At 71.9% G+C, this 22640-nt stretch carries 26 protein-coding genes, 3 tRNA genes and 1 other RNA gene; 9 read left to right on the top strand and 21 right to left on the bottom strand.

The features are described 5' to 3' along the window. From KDY119_RS06265 to KDY119_RS06255, 3 genes are all read right to left on the bottom strand, one after another. A tRNA-Lys gene (locus KDY119_RS06265) sits at positions 1–76 on the bottom strand. Positions 77–178: 102 nt separating this feature from the next. Then, positions 179–254: transfer RNA gene (locus KDY119_RS06260), tRNA-Lys, on the bottom strand. 53 nt (positions 255–307) lie between these two features. Beyond that, positions 308–604, bottom strand: a complete 297-nt coding sequence (locus KDY119_RS06255) for a GroES family chaperonin (protein ID WP_083890985.1) — start codon at positions 602–604, stop codon at positions 308–310. Between the two features lie 426 nt (positions 605–1030). On the opposite strand from KDY119_RS06255, the gene KDY119_RS06250 reads away from it, so the two are divergent. Beyond that, entirely contained in the window at positions 1031–1510 is a 480-nt protein-coding gene (locus KDY119_RS06250) for a peroxiredoxin (protein WP_036951754.1), read from the top strand. Between the two features lie 86 nt (positions 1511–1596). Next, positions 1597–1679 (top strand) — tRNA-Leu (locus KDY119_RS06245). A 29-nt stretch (positions 1680–1708) separates the two neighbouring features. On the opposite strand, the gene trxA is transcribed toward KDY119_RS06245, so the two are convergent. After that, positions 1709–2086, bottom strand: coding sequence for a thioredoxin (trxA, locus tag KDY119_RS06240; RefSeq protein WP_036951757.1), 378 nt, complete (start codon positions 2084–2086; stop codon positions 1709–1711). Between the two features lie 130 nt (positions 2087–2216). On the opposite strand from trxA, the gene KDY119_RS06235 reads away from it, so the two are divergent. The 3 genes from KDY119_RS06235 to KDY119_RS06225 are packed head-to-tail and all read left to right on the top strand — an operon-like array spanning position 2217 to position 3309. After that, a complete protein-coding gene (locus tag KDY119_RS06235; RefSeq protein ID WP_036951759.1) occupies positions 2217–2789 on the top strand; it encodes an NUDIX hydrolase family protein in 573 nt (190 codons plus the stop codon). Beyond that, the gene (locus KDY119_RS06230; protein ID WP_036951761.1) at positions 2786–3166 is read left to right on the top strand and encodes a DUF3054 domain-containing protein; all 381 of its coding nucleotides are present in this window, start codon (positions 2786–2788) and stop codon (positions 3164–3166) included. Before KDY119_RS06235 ends, KDY119_RS06230 begins: the two co-directional genes overlap by 4 nt. Beyond that, entirely contained in the window at positions 3166–3309 is a 144-nt protein-coding gene (locus KDY119_RS06225; protein ID WP_153022075.1) for a hypothetical protein, read from the top strand. Before KDY119_RS06230 ends, KDY119_RS06225 begins: the two co-directional genes overlap by 1 nt. Here KDY119_RS06225 and rdgB read toward each other — a convergent pair. Genes rdgB through clpS form a run of 7 tightly spaced genes read right to left on the bottom strand, consistent with a single transcriptional unit; the run spans position 3306 to position 8614 of the window. Continuing rightward, positions 3306–3959 carry an RdgB/HAM1 family non-canonical purine NTP pyrophosphatase gene (gene rdgB, locus KDY119_RS06220; RefSeq protein ID WP_036951765.1) on the bottom strand — a complete coding sequence of 218 codons (654 nt, stop codon included), beginning with the start codon at positions 3957–3959 and terminating at the stop codon, positions 3306–3308. The genes KDY119_RS06225 and rdgB overlap by 4 nt on opposite strands. Continuing rightward, a complete protein-coding gene (rph, locus tag KDY119_RS06215; protein WP_036951767.1) occupies positions 3956–4765 on the bottom strand; it encodes a ribonuclease PH in 810 nt (269 codons plus the stop codon). The genes rdgB and rph overlap by 4 nt, the downstream gene beginning before the upstream one ends. Before the next feature lie 20 nt (positions 4766–4785). Next, entirely contained in the window at positions 4786–5589 is an 804-nt protein-coding gene (locus KDY119_RS06210) for an MBL fold metallo-hydrolase (RefSeq protein WP_153022074.1), read from the bottom strand. After that, positions 5589–6392: a glutamate racemase gene (murI, locus tag KDY119_RS06205; protein WP_153022073.1), complete on the bottom strand. Its 804-nt coding sequence runs from the start codon at positions 6390–6392 to the stop codon at positions 5589–5591. Before murI ends, KDY119_RS06210 begins: the two co-directional genes overlap by 1 nt. 58 nt (positions 6393–6450) lie before the next feature. Then, positions 6451–7647 carry an ROK family transcriptional regulator gene (locus KDY119_RS06200; RefSeq protein ID WP_051136677.1) on the bottom strand — a complete coding sequence of 399 codons (1197 nt, stop codon included), beginning with the start codon at positions 7645–7647 and terminating at the stop codon, positions 6451–6453. Then, positions 7644–8318 carry a DUF2017 family protein gene (locus tag KDY119_RS06195; RefSeq protein ID WP_036951775.1) on the bottom strand — a complete coding sequence of 225 codons (675 nt, stop codon included), beginning with the start codon at positions 8316–8318 and terminating at the stop codon, positions 7644–7646. The genes KDY119_RS06200 and KDY119_RS06195 overlap by 4 nt, the downstream gene beginning before the upstream one ends. After that, positions 8315–8614, bottom strand: coding sequence for an ATP-dependent Clp protease adapter ClpS (clpS, locus tag KDY119_RS06190; RefSeq protein WP_051136763.1), 300 nt, complete (start codon positions 8612–8614; stop codon positions 8315–8317). The genes KDY119_RS06195 and clpS overlap by 4 nt, the downstream gene beginning before the upstream one ends. A gap of 106 nt (positions 8615–8720) precedes the next feature. Here clpS and KDY119_RS06185 point away from each other — a divergent pair, with 106 nt between their 5' ends. Further along, positions 8721–10103 carry a nicotinate phosphoribosyltransferase gene (locus tag KDY119_RS06185; RefSeq protein ID WP_036951777.1) on the top strand — a complete coding sequence of 461 codons (1383 nt, stop codon included), beginning with the start codon at positions 8721–8723 and terminating at the stop codon, positions 10101–10103. 21 nt (positions 10104–10124) lie between these two features. Here the strand turns inward: KDY119_RS06185 and KDY119_RS06180 are convergent, their stop codons facing one another. The 9 genes from KDY119_RS06180 to KDY119_RS06140 form a co-directional block, all read right to left on the bottom strand. Further along, the gene (locus tag KDY119_RS06180; protein WP_051136765.1) at positions 10125–11879 is read right to left on the bottom strand and encodes a DEAD/DEAH box helicase; all 1755 of its coding nucleotides are present in this window, start codon (positions 11877–11879) and stop codon (positions 10125–10127) included. A gap of 119 nt (positions 11880–11998) precedes the next feature. Further along, positions 11999–12364, bottom strand: coding sequence for a DUF3039 domain-containing protein (locus tag KDY119_RS06175; RefSeq protein ID WP_036951780.1), 366 nt, complete (start codon positions 12362–12364; stop codon positions 11999–12001). A gap of 30 nt (positions 12365–12394) precedes the next feature. Beyond that, entirely contained in the window at positions 12395–13738 is a 1344-nt protein-coding gene (locus tag KDY119_RS06170; RefSeq protein ID WP_051136678.1) for an extracellular solute-binding protein, read from the bottom strand. A gap of 147 nt (positions 13739–13885) precedes the next feature. Further along, a complete protein-coding gene (gene nagB / locus KDY119_RS06165) occupies positions 13886–14668 on the bottom strand; it encodes a glucosamine-6-phosphate deaminase (RefSeq protein ID WP_036951783.1) in 783 nt (260 codons plus the stop codon). Positions 14669–14704: 36 nt separating this feature from the next. Beyond that, a complete protein-coding gene (locus tag KDY119_RS06160) occupies positions 14705–15700 on the bottom strand; it encodes an ROK family protein (protein WP_227994545.1) in 996 nt (331 codons plus the stop codon). A 1-nt stretch (position 15701) separates the two neighbouring features. Next, complete coding sequence (locus KDY119_RS06155) at positions 15702–16616, bottom strand: carbohydrate ABC transporter permease (protein ID WP_227994544.1); 915 nt, start codon at positions 16614–16616, stop codon at positions 15702–15704. Next, positions 16613–17590 carry a carbohydrate ABC transporter permease gene (locus tag KDY119_RS06150; protein ID WP_051136679.1) on the bottom strand — a complete coding sequence of 326 codons (978 nt, stop codon included), beginning with the start codon at positions 17588–17590 and terminating at the stop codon, positions 16613–16615. Before KDY119_RS06150 ends, KDY119_RS06155 begins: the two co-directional genes overlap by 4 nt. A 40-nt stretch (positions 17591–17630) precedes the next feature. Further along, positions 17631–18971, bottom strand: coding sequence for a sugar ABC transporter substrate-binding protein (locus KDY119_RS06145; RefSeq protein WP_227994543.1), 1341 nt, complete (start codon positions 18969–18971; stop codon positions 17631–17633). Between the two features lie 136 nt (positions 18972–19107). After that, the gene (locus KDY119_RS06140; protein WP_036951789.1) at positions 19108–20271 is read right to left on the bottom strand and encodes an ROK family transcriptional regulator; all 1164 of its coding nucleotides are present in this window, start codon (positions 20269–20271) and stop codon (positions 19108–19110) included. A gap of 277 nt (positions 20272–20548) precedes the next feature. Between KDY119_RS06140 and KDY119_RS06135 the strand changes: the two genes are divergently transcribed. Together KDY119_RS06135 and KDY119_RS06130 are read left to right on the top strand one after the other, a co-directional pair. Next, positions 20549–20929, top strand: a complete 381-nt coding sequence (locus tag KDY119_RS06135) for a hypothetical protein (protein WP_153022072.1) — start codon at positions 20549–20551, stop codon at positions 20927–20929. Positions 20930–21029: 100 nt separating this feature from the next. After that, positions 21030–21590 (top strand): hypothetical protein, encoded by a 561-nt coding sequence (locus KDY119_RS06130; protein WP_036951794.1) that lies wholly within the window; start codon positions 21030–21032, stop codon positions 21588–21590. A 75-nt stretch (positions 21591–21665) separates the two neighbouring features. Here KDY119_RS06130 and ssrA read toward each other — a convergent pair. Then, positions 21666–22034, bottom strand: a transfer-messenger RNA (tmRNA) gene (ssrA, locus tag KDY119_RS06125). A gap of 246 nt (positions 22035–22280) precedes the next feature. Here ssrA and KDY119_RS06120 point away from each other — a divergent pair. Beyond that, entirely contained in the window at positions 22281–22601 is a 321-nt protein-coding gene (locus KDY119_RS06120; RefSeq protein WP_036951796.1) for a hypothetical protein, read from the top strand. Positions 22602–22640 lie beyond the last annotated feature (39 nt).

Here is a 22640-nt window from a genome sequence, read left to right as displayed (position 1 = left end):
TGGTGCGCCATCAGGGACTCGAACCCCGAACCCGCTGATTAAGAGTCAGCTGCTCTGCCAATTGAGCTAATGGCGCGCGAGAAGAAGAGTAGCAGCCCGCGGCCCCGGTCCGGACCACGACGCCACCCGCCACGACGAAGGCCGCCCGCCCGGAAGGGAGGTGCGGCCTGGTCGGTGGTGGTGCGCCATCAGGGACTCGAACCCCGAACCCGCTGATTAAGAGTCAGCTGCTCTGCCAATTGAGCTAATGGCGCGCGAGAAGAAGGCTAGCAGCCTCCGGCCCGGACCCTGAAATCGGCTCCCCGGGCTACAGGTACAGGCCGGTCCGCTCCCCTGCGGCCGGTTCCTCGAAGACCCCGTGCACGTCGCGCTCGCGCAGCAGCACGTAGTCCTTGCCCGCCAGGTCGACCTCGGCGCGCTCGTCCGGGTCGAACAGCACCCGGTCTCCCACCTCGACACGTCGGACGTTCTCGCCGACCGCGACGACGCCACCCCAGGCGAGCTTCTTGGGCCCGACGGCGGTCGCGGGGATCACGAGGCCCGCGGACGTCTGGCGCTCGGCCGCGTCGGCCTCGGGCAGCACGAGCAGCCGGTCGTGCAGCATGCGGATGGGCAGGTGCGGGCGGTCGGGCGTCTCGGCGGCGGCACGGGTCTTGCTCACGGGTCAACGCTACCGGCCCCCGTCGGACCGGCCGGGCTCGACGCATGCCTGGTCCGCAAAGGCGCCGCGCCACCTCCGGACAGCCCTCGGCCGCATCGTCCCGACGTCCTCCTGGTACAGGACGACGCAGCGCCACCCGATCGCGTCCATCGCGTCGCGCCGCGCGGTGTCGCGCGCGACGTGACGGCGGTCGACGTGGTGCTCGCCGTCGTACTCGATCGCCGGCCCGGTCTCGGGCCGGGACAGATCCGGGGGCGAGCCACCAGGGAAGGCGTCCCCCGGCGAGCGCGAGGAGCCGACGGGTGCCGTCGCCGGCGCGCAACTCGCATAGAGTCGCAACGAACCCCACGACCGCCCAGGAGGAACCCGATGACCGCGCACCGCCTCGCCGTCGGCGACGACGCGCCCGACCTGACGCTCCCGACCGCGGACGGCGGCACGTACCGCCTCGCGGACCACCGCGGCCGCCGCGTGGTCGTGTACTTCTACCCGGCCGCAGGGACGCCGGGCTGCACCAAGGAGGCGTGCGACTTCCGCGACTCGTTGGCCTCGCTCCAGGGCGCCGGCTACGACGTCGTCGGCGTCTCGCCCGACACCGTCCCCCAGCTCGCCACGTTCGTCGCGGACGAGCAGCTCACGTTCCCGCTCGTGAGCGACACCGAGCACACGACCCTCGAGGCGTGGGGCGCGTGGGGCGAGAAGAAGAACTACGGCCGCACCTACACGGGCGTCATCCGGTCGACGGTCGTCGTCGACGAGAACGGCAAGGTGGCGCTCGCCCAGTACAACGTCAAGGCGACCGGCCACGTCGCGAAGCTGCGCCGCGACCTCGGCATCGACCCGCGCTGACGTGACGCGCCCGCGTGGCGCGCACCGACGACGACGGCCGGCCGCCCCGCGGGGTGGCCGGCCGTCGTGCGTAGACTGACGCTCGCGCGCGAGTGGCGTAATCAGGCAGCCGCGCCGGATTTAGGTTCCGGTGCCTTCGGGCGTGCGGGTTCGAATCCCGCCTCGCGCACCGTCCGGCTGGCCCAGCTGATGGCCGGCTCAGCTCTGCTGCGCGGCGTCCTTCGCCTTCTCGATCTGGGCGCGCACGTCGTCCATGTCGAGGCCGCGCACCTGGTCGATGACCTGCTGCAGCGCCGACGCGGGCAGCGCACCGGGCTGGGAGAATACGAGCACGCCCTCACGGAACGCCATGAGCGTCGGGATCGACGTGATCTGCGCGGCGGCCGCGAGACCCTGCTCGGCCTCCGTGTCGACCTTGCCGTAGACGATGTCGGAGTTCTCGTCCGAGGACTTCTCGAAGACCGGCGCGAACATCTTGCACGGACCGCACCAGTCGGCCCACCAGTCCACGAGGACGATGTCGTTGTCGAGGACCGTCTTCTCGAACGAGTCCTGGGTCAGTGCCTGGGTAGCCATCTGGCTTCCTTCCTGAAGGGTTTCCGCACGCTACAGCGGTCCTACGACCCACGATATTCCCGCGCGAGGGACGGCTGCCGGCCGGCGGCGACCGTGCGCCGTCGGGCACGGACACGGTAGAACTGGACCCGTGACCGACACCGCCGACCTCCCGCCCGACGACGACTTCCCGCCCGAGCGCCCCCACCCCGCGGGCTGGCTCACGCCGGAGGCCATCGCCGCGGCACGCGCCCAGCTGCCGCTCGTCTACGTCGACGCGGTGCCCGTGCGGGTCGACGAGTCGGGTGACGTGGTCGCGGTCGGGCTGCTGCTGCGCGTGAGCCCGACGGGCGCCATGACCCGCGCCCTGGTGAGCGGGCGGGTGATGTACCACGAGCGGATCCGGGACGCGCTCCTGCGGCACATCGAGAAGGACCTCGGACCGATGGCGCTGCCCCTGGTCCCGCCGTCGCCGCAGCCCTTCACGGTCGCGGAGTACTTCCCGACGCCGGGCATCACCTCCTACCACGACCCGCGTCAGCACGCGGTGTCGCTCGCGTACGTGGTGCCGATCTCGGGTGACGCCCAGCCCCAGCAGTCGGCCCTGGACCTGGCCTGGCTGACGCCCGAGCAGGCGTGCAGCGACGAGGTGCAGCTCGAGATGCACGGTGGCCAGGGCACGCTCCTGCGCCAGGCCATGGCGCACGTCGGCCGGCTGCCGTGAGGGGCCGGGCCGCCGCCTGGGCCGCCGCGGCCGACGTCGTGTGGGTGATCGTGTTCGCCGCGATCGGACGCCGTTCGCACGACGAGCACGAGGGGGCCGTCGCGGTCCTCGCGACCGCGTGGCCGTTCCTCGCCGGCGTGGCCGTGGGGTGGCTGGTGACCCGTGCCTGGCGCCGACCGCTCGCGCTGTGGCCGACGGGTGTGGCCGTGTGGGCCGGTGCCTGGGCGGTCGGGATGCTGCTGCGGCTCGCGACCGACCAGGGCATCGCGCCGAGCTTCCAGGTCGTCGCGGCCGTGTTCCTCGGCCTCGGGCTGGTCGGGTGGCGCGCGGTGGTCCGGCTCGCGTCGCGGCGACGCGCCACCCAGGCGCGCCCCTGATGCTCAGCGACGTCATCGGGATCGCCGTGATCCTGGTGCTGCTCGCGTGCCCCGTCCTCGTCGTCGTCGGGCAAGCCGCGTGGGGCGTCCGCATCGGGCAGGCGCAGCCCGGTGCCCGGGCGTCGGGGCCGCGCGGGTCCTAGCCGCGGCCGGCGGCCAGGACCCGGGCGACCTCGGGCGCGAGCGCGCGGAACGCCCGGCCACGGTGGCTGACGGCGTTCTTCTCGGCGGGCGAGAGCTCCGCCGTCGACCGCGTCTCGCCGTCGGGCCGGAAGACCGGGTCGTACCCGAACCCGCCGTCGCCGTGCCGTTCACGCAGCAGGCTCCCCCGCAGCTCCCCGACGCGCACGACCTCCTCGCCGTCAGGCGTCACGAGTGCCGCCGCGCACACGAACGCGGCGCCGCGGTGGACGTCGGGCACGTCGGCGACCTGCGCGAGCAGCAGGTCCAGGTTGGCCGCGTCGTCGCCGTGCCGGCCGCTCCACCGCGCCGAGAAGACGCCTGGCGCGCCACCGAGCACGTCGACGGCGATACCCGAGTCGTCCGCGACCGCCGGCAGGCCCGTGAACGCGACGAGCGCGCGGGCCTTGATGAGGGCGTTCTCCTCGAAGGTCACGCCGTCCTCGACGGGCTCGGGCGCGCCCACGTCGCCCGCCCCCACGACGGACGCGGGATCGAGGTCCGCGAGCGCCGGGACCGCGTGCAGGATGTCGCGGAGCTCGCCGACCTTGTGCGCGTTGTGGGTCGCGAGGACGAGACGGACGCCGCCCGGGACGTGCGCCGCGGCGCTCACCGGTGGCCCTGCGGCTCGGCGGCGAGCGCGGCGCGCTGGAGCTGGGCGAGGGTCGCGTTGCCGGCGACGGCGAGGTCGAGGAGGGTGTCGAGCTCAGCCCGGTCGAAGGGCGCGTGCTCCGCGGTGCCCTGCACCTCCACGAAGGTCCCGGACCCGGTGACGACGACGTTCATGTCCGTCTCGGCCCGCACGTCCTCGACGTAGGGCAGGTCGAGCATGGGGGTGCCGTCGATGATGCCGACGCTCACCGCCGAGACGGAGTCGGTGAGCACGGGCGTGCCGGCGGGCACGAGCGTGGGCTTGATCAGCCCGGACCGCTGTCCCCACGCGACGGCGTCGGCGAGCGCCACGTAGGCACCGGTGATGGCCGCGGTGCGGGTGCCGCCGTCGGCCTGGAGGACGTCGCAGTCGAGGACGATCGTGTTCTCGCCGAGCGCCTTGACGTCGACGACGGCGCGCAGCGAGCGGCCGACGAGGCGCGAGATCTCGTGGGTGCGGCCGCCCACGCGGCCCTTGACGGACTCGCGGTCGCTGCGCGTGGACGTGGCCCGCGGGAGCATCGCGTACTCGGCGGTGACCCAGCCCTCGCCGGAGCCCTTCTTCCAGCGCGGGACGCCTTCGGTGAACGACGCCGCGCAGAGCACGCGGGTGCCGCCGAACTCGACGAGGACGCTGCCCTCGGCGGAGTCGAGCCAGCCGCGGGTGATGCGGACGGGACGCAGCTCGTCCGTGCGGCGTCCGTCGGCCCGGGTGGTCGTGGTGGCGGGGGTCCGGGCGTCGGTCGTGGGGGCGGTGTCGTTCGGCATGCCCCCAGCCTAGGTGCGGCTCAGAGCGTGTACGTCGCGCCCGGCGCTGCGAGCTCGACGGGGCCGGCGTACGCGGCCGTCGCCTCGGCGAGGGCCACCTGCGGGTCGTTCCACGCGGGCAGGTGCGTGAGGACGAGCCGGCGGGCCCCGGCCGCGTGGGCTGCGCGACCCGCGCGGTAGCCGGTCAGGTGGATGCCGTCGACGAGGTCGCGCCCCTCCTGGAACGCGGCCTCGCACAGGAACAGGTCGGCTCCGCGCGCCGCCTCGACCAGACCTGCGCACGCGTCGGTGTCTCCCGAGTAGACGAGCGTGGCCTGCTCGCCGGGACGCTCGGACGACGGTCCGGTGACGCGGATCGCGTAGGCCTCGACGGGGTGGCGCACCGGCACGACCTCGACGACGAACGGCCCGACCCGCACCTGACGCTCGGGGGCCCAGGTCCGGAACGCGAACACGGAGCGCAGGTCCTCGTCGTCGTGCGAGCCGTAGGCCTCGGCGATCCGGGCCTCGGTCCCGGGCGGCCCCCACACGGCCAGCGGCCCGAGCCCGGGGTCGCGGACGACCCCGCGCCCGGGGTGGTACTTCCGGTACACGTAGAGGCCGCACAGGTCGGCGACGTGGTCGGGGTGCAGGTGGCTGAGGGCGACGGCGTCGACCTCGAACGGGTCCACGACGCGCTGCAGCGCCCCGAGCGACCCGTTGCCCAGGTCGAGGACCGTCGTCCAGGTGTGGCCCGAGCCGTCCTCCGCCTGCACCGCGTACGACGACGCGGGCCCGTCGGGCCCGGCGAACGAGCCGGCGCACCCCACCACGACGAGCCGCATCAGACGGTCTCCACGGCGCGCACCTCGGGCCCGAGGAACCGGCGGGCGAGCTGCTCGAACGTCTGCGCGCTGCCGGTCGAGACGAACCGGTGCTCCGGCGCCCCCGCCGACGGCGAGCGTTCGAGCCCGTGCGCGACGAGCGTGCGGTACACGTCGCGCGCGGTCTCCTCCGCGGACGAGACGAGGGTGACGTCGTCGCCCATCACGTAGGAGATGGCGCCCGCCAGGAGCGGGTAGTGGGTGCAGCCGAGCACGAGCGTGTCGACCCCGACGGCGCGCAGCGGGTCGAGGTACTCGTGCGCGACGTCGAGGACCTCCGGCCCTGACGTGACGCCCGCCTCGATGAGCTCCACGAACCGGGGGCACGCGCGCGACACGAGCGTGATGCCGGGCGCGACCGCGAACGCGTCGTCGTACGCCCGGGACTCGACGGTGGCGCGGGTGCCGATCACGCCGACGTGACCCGTGCGCGTGGCCGCGACCGCCCGCCGCGCCGCGGGGAGGATCACCTCGACCACGGGGACGCCGCGGCGCACCGTGTAGCGCTCGCGTGCGTCGTGCAGGACGGCGGACGACGCGCTGTTGCACGCGATGACGAGCATCTTCACGCCCTCGTCGACGAGCTGGTCCATGATCGCGAGGGACAGGGCGCGGACCGCGGCGAGCGGCTTGGGGCCGTACGGGCTGTTGGCGGTGTCACCGATGTAGTGCAGGGACTCGTTCGGCAGCTGGTCGAGGATCGCCCGGGCCACGGTCAGTCCGCCGACACCGGAGTCGAAGATCCCGATGGGCGCGTCGTTCACGGTCCGAGCCTAACGGGGCGCCGGCCGTCGGTCGGCACCGGCGCGCGTCCCGCGGCGCTCAGTCGAGCGTGCCTGCCCGTTCGAGCGCGCCCGCGCGCAGCCTGCGCAGGAGCGCGACCCGCGCACCCTCCAGCACGGCGCCGGACGGCAGACCCGTGGGCGCGACGCGCGCCCGCCACGGCGACGACACCGAGACGAGCTCGTCGACGCGTGCCGCCAGCCGGTCCCCGCCTCGGACGGCGACCGGGCCCGCCAGGACGAGCATCTCGGGGTCGAGCACCGCGAGGACGGGCGCGGCGCACTCCGCCACGCGCCGCGCGAGGGTCTCGACCACCCGGTCGTCCGCCAGGACCTCCGCGAGCGCGTCGTCGGTGCCGGTCCCGGCCGCGGGTGAGATCCCGCAGCGCCGACCGAGCTCGAGCACCGCGGACGCGCTGAGGAGGTGGTGGAAGGTCGGGGGCTCGACGGGGTCGTCCGCCTCGGTCGCCGCGGGCGTCCGGAGGTAGCCGATCTCTCCCGCCGCGCCGTCGGACCCCCGCACGACCTCCCCGGCCAGGTCCGTCGCGAGGCCCACACCCTGGCCCATCCACAGGATCGAGAAGCTCTTCGCGTCCCGTGCGACACCGTGGTCACGTTCCGCCACCGCGGCGAGCTTCACGTCGTTGTCGAGCACGACGTCGCACGCCAGCGCGTCGACGAGCCGACGGCGCACGCCGCCCACCGGCCACCGCGGGAAGTCCTCGGCGAAGCGCAGGGTGTCGCCCGCCTCGTCGACCGCCGCCGAGACGCCGATCACCGCGAGCCTCACGTCGCGCCGCGCGGCACCCGCAGCCTCGCACGCCCGGTCCACGAGCGCCGCGAGCTCCTCGGGCCCTCCCGTGCCCGCGGCCCCCGCCGGCACGGGTCCGTCGACCGTCCGCGACGCCTCGACGTGCGCCAGCTCCGTGCCCAGCACGTCGATGACCACCGCCGCGAGCCGGTGCGCCCGCGCGTCGATCGCGACGCCCACGTTCCCGTCCGCGACCAGCCCGTACGCGACGGCGTCGGGCCCGCGCCCGCCCGAGACGCGCGCGACCGGCCCGACGAGCCCGAGCGCCTCGAGCCGCTGGACGACCTGCGTCGCCGTCGGCTTCGACAACCCGCTCAGCTCGCCGATCCGCCCGCGCGTCAGCGGCCCGTGCGCGAACAGCAGCTCGAGGGCGCGGCGGTCGTTGAGGGTGCGCAGCAACGCCGGCTTGCCCGGCTGCGGACTCATCCCGCCCGCCCGGGCGCCGCCGGGGGGCGACGGCGCAGGTCCGTGAGCATCGCGTCGACCAGCGACTCCTGGAGCCACCCGGCCGTCACGAAGACCGCACCGAGGAACTGCCGCGGCGCGTCGGCACCCCGCGCGTCGTCGTCGGCGTCCGGCGCCGCACTGCCGTTCGCTCCGGCCTCGATCTCCGCGTAGAGGCTCTCCGCGTCGTCGTCGGTCGTCACGTCCAGGCGCGACGCGAGGACGAGCCGCACGTCCGTGAGCGCCGCCGCGGTGTCCCGCGCCGCGTCCCGCGGCACCAGGAGGTCGGTGCGCTCGGGCCGCACGTGCCGACCGGTCGCGGCGGCGCGCGCCACCTCGTCGTCCAGGAGCCGCTCCGCGAACGCGAGCAGCCGCTTCGCCTTCGCCCCCGCGAGCTCGCCCTGCGTCAGCCGGCGGAACTCCGCCGACACGTCCGGGTCCGTGGACGCCTCCGGCAGCAGCCGCGCGAGCGCGGCGTCGCGCGGCGCGGGCGGCGCGTCGGCCTCGATCGCCCCCCACGGGGCACCGTCGGCGTCGGGCACGGCATCCTGGAGCAGCTCGACGACGTCACCCACCACGTGCGCGAGCACCACCCGCTCCGGCGTGTCGAGCTGGGCCACGTACCCCCGCCGCGTCGCCCTGAACGGCTTCACGCGCCGTCCTTCTGGAGCGTCGCCCACAACCCGAAGTCGTGCATGGCCCGCACGTCCACCTCCATGCGCTCGCGGCCCCCGTGGGAAACGACCGCACGACCCTCGTGATGCACCTGGAGCATCAGCTCGTTGGCCCGCGCCGACGGGTAGCCGAAATAGCTCTCGAACACGTACGTGACGTAGCTCATGAGGTTCACCGGATCGTTCCACACGATCGTGGACCAGGCGTCCGCGACCCGCAGCGCGGCGTCGTCGGGACGCAGCTCCGCCTCAGGGACGGCCGCCGCGAGCGTGATGCTGTGCACTCCCCCATGCTAGGGGCCGGGCCGGGCCGCACGGCTCGGCCGTCCAGCAGCCGGGGCCGCGCGTGCCGCCCCCTCGCCCGTGCCCTAGGTTGTGCTCATGGCCACGCTCCCGGGGCTCGCCGACGTTCCCCGCCTCGTCCCCCACCCGACGTACGCCCCGGGCCGCACGTCGCTCCTCACCGACCGGTACGAGCTCACGATGCTCCAGGCGGCGCTCGCGGACGGCACCGCCGACCGCCACTGCGTGTTCGAGGTCTTCACCCGCCGCCTGCCCGCCGGTCGCCGGTACGGCGTGCTCGCGGGCACCGGACGCGTGCTCGAGGCGCTCGGTGCGTTCCGGTTCGAGGCCGACGAGCTCGAGTGGCTGGGGCGCGAACGGGTGGTCGACGAGCGGACGCTCGCGTTCCTCGCGGACTACCGGTTCACCGGCAGCATCACCGGGTACGCCGAGGGAGAGACGTACTTCCCCCAGTCCCCCGTGCTCGTGGTCGAGGGGACGTTCGCCGAGGCCGTGATCCTCGAGACGCTCGTGCTGTCGATCCTCAACTACGACTCCGCGGTCGCGGCGGCCGCCTCGCGCATGACGAGCGCCGCCGTCGAGCGACCCTGCCTCGAGATGGGGGCTCGCCGGGCGCACGAGCAGGCCGCCGTGGCCGCGGCGCGGGCCGCCGTGATCGGGGGCTTCGCGGGGTCGTCCGACCTCGAGGCGGGCCGCCGGTACGGGCTGCCCACCATCGGCACCGCCGCGCACGCGTTCACCCTCCTGCACGACGACGAACGGTCGGCCTTCGCGAGCCAGGTCGCCTCGCTGGGCAACGACACCACGCTGCTCGTCGACACCTACGACGTCCGCGAGGGCGTCGCGAACGCCGTCGCGGCGGCCGGGACCGGCCTCGGGGCCGTGCGCCTCGACTCCGGCGACCTCATGGGCCTCGCCGTCGAGGTGCGCCGCCAGCTCGACGACCTCGGCGCGACGGGCACCAAGATCGTCGTGACGTCGGACCTCGACGAGCACGCCATCGCGGCGCTCGCGTCGGCGCCCGTGGACACCTACGGGGTGGGCACCTCGCTCGTGACCGGCTCGGGCGCCCCGACGTGCGGGATGGTCTACAAGCTGGTCGCCCGCGAGGGAAGCGGCGGGCTGCTGGAGCCCGTCGCGAAGGCGTCGACCCTGAAGACGTCGTCGGGCGGGCGCAAGGTCGCGGCGCGACGCCTCGACGGCGACGGCCGGGCGGTCGAGGAGCTCGTGGTCACGGGCGACGACCTGGCCCTCCGCTCGTGGGAGATGCCCGACGACGCGCGGCCGCTGCACGTCCCGCTCGTCACCGACGGCGCCGTCGACACGCGGTGGACCGGTCCCAGCGGCGTGCAGGCGGCCGTGCGCCGTCACGCCGAGTCGCGGGCCGAGCTGCCGCGCGGCGCCCGCCGGCTGTCGGCCGGGGACCCGGCGCTCGACACGGTCACCCTCCGCCTGCGCTGACGCGCTCGCGTCGAGCCGGTCTCAGCGCCTGCCGACGAACCAGTTCCGGACGAGCTCGACGCGCGCCTCGAGCTGGTCGACGGTCGCGAGCGGCACCTCGGGACCACCGCAGCGGCGTCGCAGCTCGGTGTGCACGCTGCCGTGCGGCTGGCCGCTCTTGCGCGCCCACGCCGAGACGAGCTTCTGCAGCTCCTTGCGGAGCTCGGCCGCCCGGCGGTGGTCGAACGCGGCCCGCTCGCGTGCGGCGGCCTCGGGGTCCGGTGCCGCGGCGCGCCCCCCGGCCTGCCCCGCCTGCCGCTCCCGCAGCAGCGTCGTGACCTGGTCGGCGTCGAGCAGACCCGGGAGCCCGAGAAAGTCGAGCTCCTCCGCGGACCCGACCTCGGCCCCCGTCCCGAACTCGCCGCCGTCGAACAGGACCCGGTCGAACGTGGCCTGCGCCTCGAGCGCCTTGAAGCTCGCCTCGAGCCCGTCCGGCCCGACGGCGTCCGGCGCGTCGCGCTGCTGGTTCGCCTCCGCGAGGAGGCCGTCCTCGAGGCCGTTCTCGTCCTCGCCCGACGACGGCCGGTCGAGCGCGTGGTCGCGCTCGTCCTCGAGGGAGCCCGCGAGGGCGAGGAGCTGAGGCACGCTGGGCAGGAAGACGGACGCGGTCTCGCCGCGCCGCCTGGCCCGGACGAACCGGCCCACGGCCTGCGCGAAGAACAGAGGCGTCGCGGTGCTCGTCGCATAGACCCCGACGGCGAGGCGCGGCACGTCGACACCCTCCGAGACCATGCGGACCGCGACCATCCACCGCGAGTCCGAGGACGAGAACTCCTCGATCCGCGCGGACGCGCCGTCGTCGTCGGACAGCACGACCGTCGGAGCCTGGCCCGTGATGCGGCGCAGGTGGGCCGCATACGCGCGGGCGTCGGACTGGTCGGTCGCGATGATCATCGCGCCCGCGTCGGGGACCGCGCGGCGGACCTCCGTGAGGCGCGTGTCCGCCGCCTGGAGCACCGACGGGATCCACTCCCCCTCGGGGTCGAGGGCCGTCCGCCACGCCTGCGCGGTCATGTCCTTGGTGAGGGCCTCGCCGAGCGTCGCCGCGACCTCGTCGCCGGCCCGGGTACGCCACCGCATCTGGCCCGAGTACGACAGGAAGATCACGGGCCGCACGACGTGGTCGCGCAGCGCCTCCCCGTACCCGTACGTGTAGTCGGCCCGCGAGCGGCGGACGCCGTCGGGCCCTTGCTCGTAACGCACGAACGGGATCGGCGCGGTGTCCGAGCGGAACGGCGTCCCCGTGAGCGCGAGACGCCGGGACGCCCCGTCGAACGCGTCACGCACCGCGTCGCCCCAGCTCAGCGCGTCGCCGCCGTGGTGCACCTCGTCGAGGATCACCAGCGTCGATGCGGCCTCGGTCCGGGCCCGGTGGAGCGCGGGCTTGCTCGCGACCTGCGCGTACGTCAGCGCGACGCCGTCGTAGTGTGCGCCGTGCCGGCCCTGGCTGTTCTTGAACGACGGGTCCAGGTGGATGCCCACCCGGGCCGCCGCGTCGGCCCACTGGTGCTTCAGGTGCTCGGTCGGCGCGACCACCGTCACGCGCCGGACGACCCGCTGCTCCAGCAGCTCGGTCGCGATCCGCAGCGCGAACGTCGTCTTGCCGGCCCCCGGTGTCGCGACCGCCAGGAAGTCACGGGGCGACTGCTCGCGGTACAGCTCGAGCGCGGCCGCCTGCCAGGCCCGCAGCTTGCCCGCAGTACCCCACGGGGCACGCCGCGGGTACGCCGGGCTCAGCTGCTCCGCGGCGAACGTGGACGCGGCCTGGGGGCCGGCAGGCGGGTGCGGGGCGAAGAGCGACGGTTGCTCGGTTGCGGGACGAGAGGACGGGCGGGTGCGGGAGCTCTCGTTCGCCGTCACTTGCCGCCTCTGCCCCCAAAGAACCCCTTGCGCCCCGAGCCGCTGCCGCCGCCGGAGGCCTTGCCGTCCCCGTCGCCGTCCTGCGGCTCGCGCAGGCCCTCGTAGATCTCCTTGCAGATCGGGCAGACGGGGAACTTCTGCGGGTCGCGCCCCGGCACCCAGACCTTGCCGCACAACGCGATCACGGGCGCGCCCGTGACGGCCGACTCGAGGATCTTCTCCTTGCGCACGTAGTGCGCGAACCGCTCGTGGTCCCCCGGCTCCGTGAGCTCGCGGGTCTCCTCCCGCTCGAGCACCGCCGTGGACGACCCGCCGGACGGGTCGTCGTACGCGGGCTGGGGGCTGGAGAGCGGTTCGGTCATGATCCCGATCCTACGTCGGGGCGCCGACGCTCACTTCGCGTTGAGCGTCTCCTCGATCTCCTGGTCGAGCTTCTTGGCGATCGTCGGGACGTCGCCCCCGGCGGCGATCTTGGCAAACGCCTTCTGCAGGTAGTGCTTGTCCTCGACCGTCGCCCACCGGGGCGACGCCGGCGTCAGGACGGCGTTCTGGGCCGCCTGCGCACCTGCGAGCGTGAGCGCGTCCTGCGGCAGGTTGGTCGACGACGAGATGCGCGCCGGGATGAAGCCGTTGAGGGCCATGAGGTCCTGGTAGCCGGGAGACGTCATGATCTTCAGCACCTGGTAGGCGAGCTCGGGGTTCTTGGACTTCGCCGCCACGCCGAGGTTCGAGCCGCCCGCGAACGTCGCGGCGACCGTGCCCTTGTCCTTGCCGGGCAAGGCGAACGCGACGAACGTGTCCGGGCTGCCGAACGTGTCCTTGCACCCGCCGTCCTTCTTCGAGGACTGGAGCACCACGCCCTGCGAGGACGGGCCCGCGAGATACCCGATCTCACCCTTGCAGAAGATCTCCGCCCCCTTGGTCTCGTCCTTGTTCGCGGGCCCGACCTTCTGGTCGTTGGCCTTGCGCATGACGTTCTGCGCCTGCACGAGGCCGACGATCCCACCCGACGACGAGAAGCCCGCCTTCCAGCTCCCGTCGGCCTCCTGCTTGGCGATGTAGCCGCCGTTCTCCCACACGAACGGCATGACGTCGTACCAGTCCTTGCCGGGAAGGTAGATGCCGGACAGCTTGTCCTTGCTCTTGCTCTTGCTCTTGAGGGCCTCGCCCGTGGCGACGTAGTCGGCGAGCGTCTGGGGGACGGTCTGGCCGGCGATCGCGCTCGACGCCATCACGACGCGCCCGACCGAGTAGTAGGGCGGCGCGTAGAAGCGGCCGTCGTAGGAGCCGATGTCGACGAAGCCCGGCAGGAGGTCGTCGCCGCCCAGGTCGTCCTTCTTGTCCGTGAGGTCCAGCAGCGCGCCCGTCGCGGTGAAGCCCGGGGTCTGCGTGTTGCCCATCTCGACGACGTCGGGGATGTCGCCCTCGCCGTCGATGAGCTCCTTGGCGTAGTCGGCCTGGTAGGTACCCCACGCCTCGTCCTTGAAGACGAGCTTGTTGCCGGGAAACTTCTCGTCGAACGTCGCCTTGAGGTAGTCGTTCGCCTGAGCCTGCGCCGCGGACGGTGCGATGAGGGTCACGGTGATCGTCTGGCCGGTGGGAAAGGTCGACTCGTCGTCGCCGGCGTCGGCCTTGCCCGAGGAGCACGCCGACAGCACGAGTCCCGAGGCGGCGAGCGCCGCGACCAGCGGGAAGGCAGCGCGTCGACGTCGCGAGGTGGGGTGGTGGGACGACACGGACGGTCCTCTCGATCGTGCTCCGGCTGTGCCCGCCCCGTCCGCGCGCGAACGGGTGGCGGGCACAGCCTACAAGGTGGCCCCGGCCGACCGTGGGAGCGATCCCACGGGGCTCGGCCGGGCGCGAGGCCCGGCCGGCGGGAGTGGTCAGAGACCCTGCCAGTCCGGCTTCGACGCGAAGGTCTGCCGGTAGTAGCCGGCGAGCTGCAGGCGGCTGGCCGCAGCGTCGTCGACGAGAACGGTCGCGTGCGGGTGCATCTGCATGATCGTCGCGGGCCAGAGCGCGCTCACGGCACCCTCGGTGAGCTGGTGCACGGCCTCCGCCTTGCCCTTGCCGGTCGCGAGGAGGACGAGGTGACGCGCCGACATGATCGTCGCCAGACCCTGCGTGAGGCAGTGGTGCGGGACCTTGTCGATGTCGTCCTCGAAGAAGCGCGCGTTGTCCTCGCGGGTCTGCTGCGTGAGCGTCTTGATGCGCGTGCGCGACGCGAGCGAGGAGCCGGGTTCGTTGAACGCGATGTGACCGTCGGTCCCGATGCCGAGGATCTGCAGGTCCACGCCGCCCGCCTCGACGATCGCCTGCTCGTACGCCGCGCACGCCGTCGGGAGGTCGTCCGCGAGGCCGTCCGGGCCCTGGACCGCGCCGGGCGCGAAGTCGACGCGCGAGGCGATCTCCTTCTCGATGACGTTGCGGTAGCGCTCGGGGTGGTCGGCGGGGAGCCCGACGTACTCGTCGAGCATGAACGCGCGCGCGGCTGCGAAGGACAGGCCGTCCTCGGTGTGGCGCCGCGCCAGCTCGTCGTAGACCTTGAGCGGGCTCGATCCCGTGGCAAGGCCGAGCACAGCGTCCGGCTTCGACCGGACCAGCTTCTCGATGGCGTCGGCCGCGAGCCGCGCGAGCTCTTCGGCCGGTGCGATGACAACTTCCATGACTACTCCATTTAGCTCGGTGGTCGGCGGGGTCGGCTACTCGCTGCGCAGCCCGGCGAGCGCGGCCCCGACGGCCGCGATGGGCACGTCCGACGGCGCCAGCGAGACGCGGTCGGCGATGTGGAGGCTCTCGAGGAACGCCGACGTCGCCGCCTGCTCCGCCAGAGCCTCGCACAGCACCTCGAGCAGCGACGGACCGACACCCGTCACGCCGCCCCCGATGACGATGCGGCGCACGTCGTACGACAGCACCACGATGCGCAGGCACTCGGCCAGCGCGACCGCGAAGTCGTGCCGGATCTCCAGGGCCCGCGGGTCGCCCTCGGCGGCGGCCTGGAAGACGAGCAGAGGTGCCGGGACGTCGGACGTCGTCGGCCACCGACGGGCCAGGGCGCTGCCGCTCGCGTAGAGCTCGACACAGCCGCGCTGGCCGCACGCGCACACGGGGCCGTCGGGACGGATCGGGATGTGCCCGACCTCCCCCGCCGCGCCACTCGCGCCCCGACGCAGCTCGCCGCCCATGACGACGCCCGCCGCCATCCCCGTCCCGAGGGCGAGGTAGGCGAGGTCGTCGGCGTCGGGTCCGAGCGCGAACGACGCGCCTAGTGCGGCGACGTTCAGGTCGTTGTCGACGTGGACCGGGGTACCCCCGAGCTCGCGGCTGATCCTGTCCGCCAGGGGGAACTGGTCCGCGTGGATGCCGAGGTTGACCGCGTGGTGGACGGACCCGGTCTCGGGGTCCACCAGTCCCGGCACGCCGACACCGACCGCGCCGATCTCCTCCAGGTTCAGGTCCGCCGCAGCAGCGAGGCGGCGGACGACGTCGGAAGCCGATCGCACCACTCCGTCCCCACCGCGGACCGTCGGGAGGCGGACGGAGTCCACGACCGTCCCGTCCGCGGCGAGCAGGACACCGAGCACCTTCGTGCCGCCGATGTCCAGCCCGACCGCGAACGTGCCAGGCCGCTGCTCCGCCCCGCCGTCCCCGATCGTCTCCGCGTAGGTCTCGTCGAACGAGGCAGAGATGCTCACGTCAGCCCTTCACCGCACCTGCGGACATGCCGGCGACGAGGTTGCGCTGGATGATCAGGAAGAAGACCACGACCGGGAGGGCGAAGAGCACCGAGGCCGCCATCTGCCCACCGAAGTCGGTTCCTCCGGTCGGGGTCGAGAAGGAGTTCAGCCAGACCGGAAGCGTGTACTTGCTGGAGTCCTTCATGAACGTGTAGGCGACGATGTAGTCGTTCCACGCCGTGATGAAGCCGAAGATGCTGGTCGAGATGACTCCCGGCAGCACCAGCGGGAACAAGATGCTCCGCAGCGTGCGCCACGTGCTCGCACCGTCCATCCAGGCCGCTTCCTCCACCTCGACGGGGATTGCGACGAAGAACCCGCGCATGACCCAGATCGAGAACGGCAGGACCGCCGCGACGTACGCGAGGATCAGGCCGAAGTAGTTGTTCAGCAGGTTCGCCTGGTTGAAGATCAGGAACTGCGGGATGAGCAGCGCCGCACCCGGCAGCATCTGCACCACGAGGATCAGCACCATGATGGTCCGCCGGCCGCGGAAGCGGAACCTGCTGAGCGCAGCCGACGCGAACAGAGCCAGGATCACCGCGAAGATGATCGCTGCGAAGACCACGATCACACTGTTCTTCAGGTTCGTGAAGAACGTCGTGTCGTTGATGGCGACGTCGAAGTTGTGCAGCGTCGGATGCTTCGGCACGAACAGGGGGTCGACCGTAAGAAGCTCGGTCCGGGGCTTGAAGGCGGTGTTGATCATCCAGTAGACCGGGAAGATCCACACCACGCTGAAGACCAGAGCGACGAGATTGATCCAGAAGCGAGGCCGCTTGCGGCGCTTCTTCAGGGTGCGGGGCGTGGGGCCGGCAGATGCGACGATGCCCGCCTCCGCGGCGGCGTTCGACTCGGCGGCGAGAGACGTCACAGGTCCTCCCCTGACTTGAGCAGGCGGCGCACGTAGAAACCACTGATAACCATCAGCAGAACGGTCGTCACCACGGAGATCGCGGCGCCGGTCCCGATCTTGAAGTTGGTGAACGCGGTCATGTAGGTCCACACGCCCAGCGTCGCCGTCCCGTTGTCAGGACCGCCTTGCGTGATGAGCCAGATCTGGTTGAACACGTTGAAGTCCCAGATGATCGACAGGACTGTGATGAGCAGCAGCGTCGGCTTGAGGAAGTTGAGCGTGATCGAGAAGTAGATCCGTCGCTCGCTCGCCCCGTCGATCCGGGCAGCCTCGCGGTAAGCCGGGTCGATCTGCGTCTGCGCGGCGTAGGTCGTGAGCGCGATGAACGGCACCGCCTGCCACACCACCAGCATCCAGATGCAGAGCAGGGCGAGCCACTTGTTGTTCGACCACGAGAGGTCGGTCGTGTCCCCGAAGATGTGGAGCTGCTTCAGCAGCCAGTTGACGATCCCGTACCCCGGCTGGAAGAGCCAGTTCCAGACCTGCGACGACGCGACGTTCGGCATGCCCCAGGCAAAGATCAGGACGACTGTCACGACGTACTTCATGACTGTGCCGAGCCGGGTCAAGAGCTCCGACACCGCAACGCCGACGACGACGCTCCCGAGCACCATGGCGGCCGTGAACCAGAGGGTCAGGAACAGGGAGCGATAGAAGTCCGGGTCGCTGAAGATGTCGGTGTACTGCTGCAGGCCGACAGCGTCGTACGCGCCCGTGAACAGCGAACGCTGGTCGTAGTCGGTGAACGACGTGTACACGAGGAACACGATCGGGGCGACGATCACGATGATCATCACGATCCCGGCCGGGGAGATCAGCCAGAGCGGTGCCCAGCGTGAACGCTTGGTGTCACGGCGAGGGGCATGTGGCCGCCGCCCGTGCGGGGCGGCGGCCACACCCTCGTCCGCGACAGTCGCAGTTGAGGAACTCATCACTTGCTTCCTGTCGAGGTGTGGAGCGAGGTCCCGAGAATCAGCCGTTGAGCGACTTGTTCACGGTGGCGTCCCAGTCCTTGGTGGCGTCGGCGACGGACTTGCTGCCGGAAGCGATCGACTGGAAGAACTGCTTCATGCCCGGGTCCTCGAGCTGCGCCCACCCGGCCGACGGCGGGGTGGCCTTCGAGTTCTTCGCGGCGGTGAAGAACGCACCGTCCGTGTCCGACAGCTTGCCGCTGGACGTGGCGGCGTCGATGCCTTCCTGGCTGTTCGGGATCCAGTGGTCCGTACCGAACACGTAGGTGTTCTGGATGTCAGGGCTGGCAGCGATCTTGGCCCAGACCAGCGCGAGGTCCTGGTTCTGGCTCTTCGCGGCGATGCCCCAGTCCGAACCCGCCAGCATGACCGGCTGCGTCCCGCTGCCCGCCTGGCTCGGCATGGCAAAGGTCCCCAGCTTGCCCGTGAGCTTCGGGTTCGCCTTCTCGATCGCGCCGATCTCCCAGTTGTTGCCGATGATCGTCGCCGCCTTGCCGTCCGCGAACACCTGGTCCTGGTCCGGCTTGTCGGTGTTCAGGGTCTGGCTCGCCTTGGAGGAGTACGCGTTCTGGAACTCCTTCCAGTTGGTCAGGCCCTGCTGCGACTTGTCGGAGCCGAAGCCGGACGTCCAGGTCCCGTCGGACTGGGTGGCGAGGTCGCCGCCCGCGTCCCAGAGCCACTGGATGCCCGCGTACCAGTACTGCCCGGGCAGGTAGAAGGAGGAGAAGTCGGACGCCGAGCTGGCAGCCTTGACCTTGTCGAGGTCCTGCTTGAGCTCGTCGTAGGTCGTCGGCGCGGCCGTGACGCCGGCCTTCTCCCAGACGTCCTTGTTGTAGATGGCTGCACGCGTCGCACCGAACGACGGGACTCCGTAGAGCTTGCCGTCGACCGTCGCGGGGTCGACGAGGCCGCCGAGCCACTTCTGCCCCTGCGCGAGCTCGTCCTTGTAGGCGGTCAGATCCATGAGCCCGCCGGTGGCCGCGAAGGTGGAGACCTGCGTGTTGCCGATGTCGATGACGTCCGGCGGCGTGGAGGTGGACAGAGCCGTCGTGATCTTGGTCGCGATGTCAGCCCACTGCTGGGTCTCGACCTTGACCTTGGCGCCGGTCTCCTTCTCGAACTCGGCGTTGATCGCGGCGAGCGACTTGTCCGAGAGGTCGCCCGTCATGGCCCAGACGGTGATGGTCTTGCCCGAGCCGTCGACGGTGCCGATCGTCTTCTGGGCGCTCGCGCCGCCCGTCTTGTCGTCGCTGCCACCGTTGCCACTGCTGGAGCAGGCAGCCAGGCTGAGCGCGGCGACGGCGGTGAAGGCGCCGATCGCCAGGGTGCGTGTCTTCTTCAACGCGTCTCCTTGAGTTGTGCGCGGGTGCGCATTCCAGGGTGTCCGGCGGTTCCCACTGCGATGGGCCGTCCGCCGGGCGTGGTCCACGCCCCGGGCGCCTCGGGCCCGGGTCGTGAGGAGTGAACCAGCGAGGGGGTCATGCGACCCCCATCTGGTTCGCGAGCACGAGGACGGCCGCGCCTGCGAGCACGTCGTCCTCGCCGAGCGACGCCATCTCGAGCCGGAGCTCGCTGGTGATGGCGGGCATCGTGCGCTCCCGGATGGTCGCGAGAGCGGCCTCGCGCAACGGCCCGTCGAGCAGGTCCGCGGGACCGCTCAGCAGGACGTCCACGAGGTCGAGCGTGCTGATCACCGGCACCAGCGCGGAGCCGAGCAGCACGCCGACCGAGGCGAGGGCCGCCTCGGCAGACTGGGGGTCGAGACCGTGGACGGCGCGGCGCAGGGCGGGCGCGGCCAGGACGGTCTCGAGGCAGCCGGTACGCCCGCAGGCGCACCGCTCGCCGTCCTCGGTGACGACGGTGATGTGGCCGATCTCACCGGCGGCGCTGCGCCGTCCGCGCAGGGGGGCACCGTCGATCATGACGCCGGCGCCCACACCCTCGCCGACCGTGATGACGAGGAGCCCGTCGCCGTCGGCGCCTCCGAAGGTGTACTCGCCGAGCGCGGCGATGTTGGCGTCGTTCGCGACGTGGACCGGCAGGCCGAGCCGCTCGGAGAGCTCGGCGGCGAGCGGCACGCCGTACCAGCGGCGGTTGGGTGCCTCGACGACGACGCCGTCCGCGTCGATGACGCCGGGCGAGCCGATGCCGACGCCGATGACGGGCTGGCTCGCAGCTGCGAGCAGGAGGCGGACGAAACGAGTGAGGAGGTCGACCATGTCGGAGCCGGTCCGACCCTCGATGGGGAGCTCGTTGCGGTGCACGAAGTCGCCGGTCAGGGTCGACACCGCGCCGTGCATGACGGCGCCGTCGGTGAGGTCGACAGACACGATCTGGAAGGCGTCGGTGCGCATTCCCACGAGGATGGCGGGCTTGCCGACCCGCTGGCCGGGGCGCACCCCGAGCTCTTCGACGAGACCTTCGGCGATGAGCGCCGCGACGAGGTCGGAGATGGTGACGCGGGTGAGGCCGGTCGCTCGCGCGAGGTCCGCCCGCGACGTCGGACCCTCGTGGAAGAGGTGGCGCAGGACGAGCGACCGGTTGTGGGCCCGAGCATGCTCGGGGAGCACCTTCGTGCTCGGGCGGAGCGAGCTTCCGAGCCCTCTCCGGGGCGCTCCTGCGCCGGTGACCGTCGTCGTCATAGCGGTTAGTAGACCCTCCTTACGAAGCGCCGTCAACTTTTCACCGGTGACTGTGTCCATTCCGTAACCTTCCGCCCTGGATGCAGGCCCGACGACGCACGTCCGCATGGCGGGCGACCCCTGCCCGCACGGGACGGCCCGCCGACATCACGACTTGCTCACAAGGCACGCGTGGGCACGCTCCCAAGGGTGTGTGGCGCACGCGATCTGCCTACGCTGGCGGTCCAGACGCGGCCCCGTCGGCGCCGTCGCCGGCCACGACCCGGAAGGGAGCACCGTGCCCCACGCCCCCGCCCTCCCCCGCACCGTCCCCGAGCTCGCCGCCTATCGCCGCCGGATCGGTCGGCTCACCGACCCGGCTCGAGACCCTCGGCCGGGGCTCCCCGTCGGGTACGTCGTGACGCGCGTCGCCCCGCACTGGGACGCACTGGGTCCCCACCGCGCGCCCACGCACGTGAACCCGGTCGAACGGCTCGAGTGGCGCGTCCACTTCGACGACGCCGAGCCCGAGCTCTTCTGCGACGACGCGAGCGTCTGCGGGACGTCCGCGCTCGACGCGCTCCGCGACGGGCACCTGCGCCTCGGCGACAGGGACCTCCACGTCACCTGGCTCGACGGCGACGCCGCGGCGAGAGCTTGGCGCACGCTCGGCTGGTAGCCAAGTGGCCATCAGACTCGGCTTCCCTCATGCCCCTTTGCTACTTTTGCTCGGGTCCCGACGTTTGTCCGAACTCCACCACGCAGGAGGCATCACGACGATGAAGTCCATCCACCGCGCAGCCGCGTCCGCACTGGTCGGCGCGCTCACCCTTGCCGGCTCGCTTCTGACCGTGCCCGCGGCCGAGGCCGCCTCGGGTCACTGCACCTCCACCACGATCTCGGGAAGTGCGCGCGTCACGTACTGCTCCTATGCGACGGGGTCCAGCAAGCACTTCAAGGTCGCCGACTCGGACGGCGTCTACAACAAGACCAGCTCCACCGCCACGCTCAAGTGCACGATCACGAAACGGGCGACCGTCAGCGCGTCCCTGTCGACCTCGGTCTCGGCGAGCGTCAAGGCCGGCATCGTCGCCGAGGCCAAGGCAGAGGTCGGTACGACCCTCTCGGGCTCCGTCAGCACGGAGAAGTCCATCGAGGTGGGCGTCAAGGTGAAGCCTCACAAAACGGTGCTGTGCCAGCGCGGCATCTACTACTACACCGTGAAGGGCAAGACGGTGAAGACGGTGCAGTCGCTCGTCACCGGCAAGAAGTCCTCGTCGACGACCGTCTGGACCTACAAGGCGCCCTCGTCCAAGGCCTGGCGCCTCATCGAGCAGTGAGCACGTACCGCGCAGATCCCCGCGGCTGACGCACGAAGGGCCCGTCCGAGCGAACTCGGACGGGCCCTTCTACACGGGTGGAGGTGCGGGGAATCGAACCCCGGTCCGGTGACGCAGATCCAGGACTTCTCCGGGCGCAGTCTGCTGTCGTTTTTCTCGGCCCCAGCACTCACGCAGACAAGGTGCTGACGGGCTCAGTCAACTAAAAGTCCCTGCTACGCCGTTGACGTGCGCAGCAAGCAGTGGCTCTCTAGATGACGCCAGGAACCGGGGCGAGAGCATCCCCGGGCTGACGGACTTCGAAGCCTCGCTCAGGCGGCGAGGGCGAAGTCGGTGCGCTTGGAATCGGCACCTATGGGTTTGCAGGCATCGTTAACGAGATAAGCCTGCGTCCTCGGCCCGCTTCTCCTCGAAGCACGACCACCGTCGAAACCGATCACCCCCGTGTGCAGTTGTCAACGTCCGGCTCCCGGAGAAGCCCGACGACGACGCACGCCTCGGCGTGCGTGACCAGCCTAAGCGATCAACGGGACCCCGAGCGAAGGTATTCCCCCGCAGCGAGACGATGGCGAACGATATCTACGCAATTACCCCGATAGACCAGCCGTCGGGGGATACCACAGCCTTCCCTCAGGGGGTCCGTCGACAGCGCAACCAGGGTGCGCGCGGGTCGCCCGGTAGGAGAACACCATGAAGCGCTCGATCAGCTCCGCGCTCCTCGCGGTCGGCCTGGCCGCAGGCCTGACCGCCCTTCCCGTCGCCGCAGCGAACGCCAGCGGCAGCACCGGGTCCAAGACCTTCACCTGCCCCAACGGGGGCCAGGCGATCGTCACCGCGAGCGCCACCTGGCAGGTCACCCTGACGGTCAACGGCAGGACCGCGTCGAAGTCCGTCGCCACCGGCGGCGCCGTCGTGACGATCAAGGCAGGCTCGTCGACGGCCCACTACTCGGCGTCGACCGCCGGACCCGCCTCGAAGCCTTCGATCTCGATCAGCTGCAGCCTCGTCTGACGCGCGCACGCTCGGCGGCGGCCGGCGGAGAGCCCGTCG

Origin of the sequence: Luteimicrobium xylanilyticum (assembly GCF_009429125.1) — a bacterium.
Lineage (GTDB): Bacteria > Actinomycetota > Actinomycetes > Actinomycetales > Cellulomonadaceae > Luteimicrobium > Luteimicrobium xylanilyticum.
Note: the sequence above shows the minus strand (reverse complement) of the source record. Positions and strands in the feature narration are given on the sequence as shown.

Bases quoted from the DNA above. Each gene is read 5' to 3' on its own strand.
- KDY119_RS06255 (WP_083890985.1), bottom strand. From the start codon at position 604: ATGCTGCACGACCGGCTGCTCGTGCTGCCCGAGGCCGACGCGGCCGAG.
- KDY119_RS06250 (WP_036951754.1), top strand. From the start codon at position 1,031: ATGACCGCGCACCGCCTCGCCGTCGGCGACGACGCGCCCGACCTGACG.
- trxA (WP_036951757.1), bottom strand. From the start codon at position 2,086: ATGGCTACCCAGGCACTGACCCAGGACTCGTTCGAGAAGACGGTCCTC.
- KDY119_RS06225 (WP_153022075.1), top strand. From the start codon at position 3,166: ATGCTCAGCGACGTCATCGGGATCGCCGTGATCCTGGTGCTGCTCGCG.
- rph (WP_036951767.1), bottom strand. From the start codon at position 4,765: ATGCCGAACGACACCGCCCCCACGACCGACGCCCGGACCCCCGCCACC.
- KDY119_RS06210 (WP_153022074.1), bottom strand. From the start codon at position 5,589: ATGCGGCTCGTCGTGGTGGGGTGCGCCGGCTCGTTCGCCGGGCCCGAC.
- KDY119_RS06200 (WP_051136677.1), bottom strand. From the start codon at position 7,647: ATGAGTCCGCAGCCGGGCAAGCCGGCGTTGCTGCGCACCCTCAACGAC.
- KDY119_RS06185 (WP_036951777.1), top strand. From the start codon at position 8,721: ATGGCCACGCTCCCGGGGCTCGCCGACGTTCCCCGCCTCGTCCCCCAC.
- KDY119_RS06175 (WP_036951780.1), bottom strand. From the start codon at position 12,364: ATGACCGAACCGCTCTCCAGCCCCCAGCCCGCGTACGACGACCCGTCC.
- nagB (WP_036951783.1), bottom strand. From the start codon at position 14,668: ATGGAAGTTGTCATCGCACCGGCCGAAGAGCTCGCGCGGCTCGCGGCC.
- KDY119_RS06150 (WP_051136679.1), bottom strand. From the start codon at position 17,590: ATGAGTTCCTCAACTGCGACTGTCGCGGACGAGGGTGTGGCCGCCGCC.
- KDY119_RS06140 (WP_036951789.1), bottom strand. From the start codon at position 20,271: ATGACGACGACGGTCACCGGCGCAGGAGCGCCCCGGAGAGGGCTCGGA.
- KDY119_RS06130 (WP_036951794.1), top strand. From the start codon at position 21,030: ATGAAGTCCATCCACCGCGCAGCCGCGTCCGCACTGGTCGGCGCGCTC.
- KDY119_RS06120 (WP_036951796.1), top strand. From the start codon at position 22,281: ATGAAGCGCTCGATCAGCTCCGCGCTCCTCGCGGTCGGCCTGGCCGCA.